The organism is Corallococcus sp. AB049A (assembly GCF_003668885.1).
GTDB lineage: Bacteria > Myxococcota > Myxococcia > Myxococcales > Myxococcaceae > Corallococcus > Corallococcus interemptor.
On the sequence record NZ_RAWL01000617.1, the window covers coordinates 1 to 3,832 of the forward strand.

Here is a 3,832-nt window from a genome sequence, read left to right on the forward strand (position 1 = left end):
TCCTCCCCCAGCGCGGCCTCCGCGTGCGTCGCCAGGGCCTGCGCCTGGGCCTCCGACTCGACCGCGTCCTGGTGCTCCTCACGGCGCGCCTGGACCTCGTTGCCCAGCCGGTCCGCGTCCTTCCCCAGCCGCTCCGCGTCCGCGCCCGCCGCCTGTTCCTCCTTCAGCGCCCCCGCGAAGCGCTCCAGCTCGCGCTGCCAGCGGGGCCACTCGGTGGCCAGGGACTCCCAGCTCGCATGCGACACGCGCCACGCCTCGGCCGCGTCCACCAGCGCCTGGGCCTTCGTCTCCGCCGCCTGCACCAGCGCCAGCGCATCACGCGCCGAACCCTCCGCGGCCTTCGCCTGCTTCGCCAGCTCCGCGGCCTCACGGGCCTCGCGCTCCGCCTCCGCGCGGCGCGTGTCCAGGGTCGCGGCCTCCTCCAGCGCCGGACGCACGGACGCCTCCGCGTCCAGCGCCGCCGCCCGCGCGGCCTCCGCCTGCATCCGCACCTGCCGCTGCGCCGCCGCCGCCGCGAGCGCTCCTTCCGCCTGCGAGGCCCGCTCCAGCTGCTCGGCCTCCGCCCTCACGCAGCCCTGCTCCGCGGCCTCCACCGCGGACACCACCGCGCGAAAGCCCTCCGCCGCGCGCACCGACTCCAGCAGCGCCTCACGCGGCGCCGCCGCCTCCCGCTCCGCCTCCGCCCGGGCCACCGCGCCGTCCGCCTGCTGCTCCTGCCCCACGAACTCCGCGCGCTGCGCGTACCAGGACCGGGCCGCCTCCGCTTCACGCAGCCGCGTCTCCTCACGAACCCGCGCCGCCTCTTCCTCCCCCAGCTGGACGCGCACGCCCTCGCGATCCGCGTCCGACATCAACGCGATGGCCGCGAGCCCCTGTGACAGCCGCTTCAGCTCCTCCTGCTCCTTCGCGTTCTTCTCATGCGCGGCGATGGACAGGCGGCTGTACACCTCCGTGCCCGTCATCCGCTCCAGCAGCTCCGCGCGCTCGTTCGCGTCCGCGCGCAGGAACGCCGCGAACTCTCCCTGCGCCAGCAGCGCCGAGCGCCGGAACTGGTCGAACGACAGCCCCAGCCGCTCCTGAATCGCCTGGAGCACCTCGCCCTTGGTGCGGCCGAACAGCTGCCCCGTCACCACATCCGTCAGGCTCAGCTCCTGCGGCCGGAAACGCCCCTCCGCCCGCTCACGCGCCCGCCACACGTTCCACCGGGCCCGGTAGCGCCGCCCGTCCTTGCCCAGGAAGTCCACCTCCGCGTGGCCCTTGCCCGCCCCGCGCCGCAGCATGCCGCGCACGTCGTACGCGGACAGCCGCGCCTCCTCGTCCTCGTCCGCGCGGCCCACCAGCACCTTGCTGGGCCCGCCCAGCCGGGGCGTGCGGTCGAACAGCGCCAGGCACAGCGCATCCAGGAGCGTGCTCTTCCCTGCCCCCGTCGCGCCGGAGATGGCGAACAGCCCCAGCCGGTCCAGCGGCGCCCGGTCCAGCTCCAGCGCGAAGTCCCCCGCGAAGCTCGTGAGGTTGCTGCCGCGAATCGCGAGAATCTTCACGACGCGTCCTCCTGCACCTGCGTGAGCAGCGCGTGGAACGACTCCAGCAACCCCGGTGAGGGCGCCTCCTTGAAGTCCCGCGCATACCGGGCGAGGAACACGTCCTCCGGCGTGCGCTCCCGCAGCGACAACCCCGGCCGCACGTCCGCCAGCGCGCCGCCCGTGCCCGTGTAGAACGGCGTCAGCTTCACCAGCCGCGCCGCCCGTCCCTCCAGCGCCTTCTCCACCTTGTGGCGCAGCGCCGGCTCCGGCCGGGGCAGCGACACGCAGACCTCCAGGTACGGCCGCATGGACTCCGGCGCTCCCGCATCGCACGCGGGCAGCGCCGCCAGCAGTTCCAGCACCTCCGGCAGCGGCGCCGCGTCCCGGGCCGGCACCCGCATCATGTCCGTGGTGCGCGGCACCGGCAGCGGACGCACCTGCGTGAGCGCCCCGTCCTCCACGTCCAGCACCAGCACCTGGTGGCGGTAGTGCGCCTCCGACAGCGACAGCGGCAAGGGAGAGCCGCTGTAGCGCACGCCCTCGCGTCCACCCACGCGCTGCGCCTTGTGCAGGTGTCCCAGCGCCGCGTACGCGACGTCCTCCGGGAACAGCTCCACCGGCAGCGCGTGCTGGTTGCCCCCCAGAATCTTCCGCTCGCTCAGCTCCGACAGCTCCGAGCCCGTCATGTAACAGTGGCCCATGGCCACCAGCGCCTGCCCGGACCTGCGCCGCCTGCGCGCCGAGTCCAGCACCTCCGAATAGACGGAGCGCACGCCCTCCACCAGCCGGTCCCCTTCACTGTCCGGCACGGACGGCAGGTCCGACGGGCGCAGGTACGGCACCGCCGCCACCCACGCGCCCACCTTGCCGCGCGCGTCATGCACCGGCACCACCAGCCGGTCCATCTCCAGTCCACCCCGGTGGCGCGGCAGGCCGCCCACCACGCGCACGCCCAGGGCGTGGAACAGCGGATCCGGCGCGTCCAGGCGCGCGGCGGAGTCGTGGTTGCCACCCACCACCACCACGTCCAGCTTCGGCAGCGTGCGCCGGGCGCGCGCGACGAAGTGGTACCAGGCCGCCTGCGCCTCCGCGCTGGGGTTGGCCGTGTCGAAGATGTCGCCGGCCACCAGGAGCGCGTCCACCTCCTGGGCCACCAGCGTGTCCAACAGCCACGTCAGGAACGCGGCGTGCTCCGCTTCGCGCGAGACGTCATACAACGTGTGGCCCAGGTGCCAGTCCGACGTGTGCAGCAGGCGCATCCGGTGTTCACCCTCCCTCGTGGCCCGGTGGCGGGTGCGAGCCGGGCAGCCTCTCCCGGTCTCCGTCCCGACTCCAAGCGGCGAGCCCTCGCTCCCTTACCCGCCCCCTCTGACATTGTCGAAAAAGGGCGTCATTCCGCGCGCTTGCATCCGTGGCCTTCCCGACGCGTCCCGTCCTCTCCACCCCACGCGCCACGGAGCCTCCGAGCGCGGCCCGGGTCCACCCACGAGGGCACACCCGTGGCATGGGAATCCTGCGCCATGCGTGCACTCCGCACGTTTGCATGCGCGCGGCGTCCCTTCCCCAGGTCCACATACCCCATGCAGCAAGCCTGCCCGGCGCGCGGAGGTGCATCCGCGATCGGAATGATGGACCACACGCCGCGAGGCCAGTGCACAATGCGCCGCCATGCTTTCCGGTGTCTTCTCCCCGCTCGGCATCCTCGCGTCCCTGCTCGTCCTGGGCGCCCTGGTCCTCGCCACGCTGTTCGAACTCAAGCGCCGTCAGCGCGCCGCGTGGGAGGCGTTCGCGAAGGCGCACGGCCTGTCCATCGCGGAGCGGCGCATGGAGGTCCAGGGGCGCTATCAGGGGCGGCCGCTGCTGCTGGCCACGGGCAAGCGCGGCGCGGGCGGCAAGAAGCGCCACACCGTGACGGTGCTGCGGCTGGACCTGGAGGGCGCGCTGCCCGCGGACCTGCTGCTGGAGCACGAGCGCCCCGAGGACAAGATCCCCGGCGCCGCCACCCCGCGCGAGGAGATGCTGGGTGACGCGGAGCTGGACGCGGCCTTCCAGGTGGAGGGGCTGTCCCCGGAGGCGCGCCCCGTCATCCTGGATCCGGGCGTGCGTCAGCGCCTGCTGGGCCTCAAGGGCCACCGCCGCGTGAGCCTCAAGGGCGGCTGGCTCCAGGTGGAGCAGCGCGGCGTCCCCGCGAGCACCACCGCGCTGGAGACACTGCTCCGCGCGCCCCACGACCTGGCCCGCGCCATCACCGAGGCCGCCCCCGCGCTGCCCGCGTCCACCACCGTGGAGGCCCCGCTGCACGCCGGAGC

General features: G+C 74.2%; 3 protein-coding genes. 1 reads left to right on the forward strand and 2 read right to left on the reverse strand.

Translation table 11 applies throughout. The annotated features are described in order from the left end of the window. A partial coding sequence (locus D7X55_RS37190; protein ID WP_147470370.1) for an AAA family ATPase occupies positions 1–1,541 on the reverse strand: 1,541 nt, incomplete at its 3' end. Beyond that, positions 1,538–2,782: an exonuclease SbcCD subunit D C-terminal domain-containing protein gene (locus tag D7X55_RS37195; RefSeq protein ID WP_120546527.1), complete on the reverse strand. Its 1,245-nt coding sequence runs from the start codon at positions 2,780–2,782 to the stop codon at positions 1,538–1,540. The genes D7X55_RS37195 and D7X55_RS37190, both read right to left, overlap by 4 nt. Before the next feature lie 409 nt (positions 2,783–3,191). Between D7X55_RS37195 and D7X55_RS37200 the strand changes: the two genes are divergently transcribed. Continuing rightward, a partial coding sequence (locus D7X55_RS37200; protein ID WP_147470371.1) for a hypothetical protein occupies positions 3,192–3,832 on the forward strand: 641 nt, incomplete at its 3' end.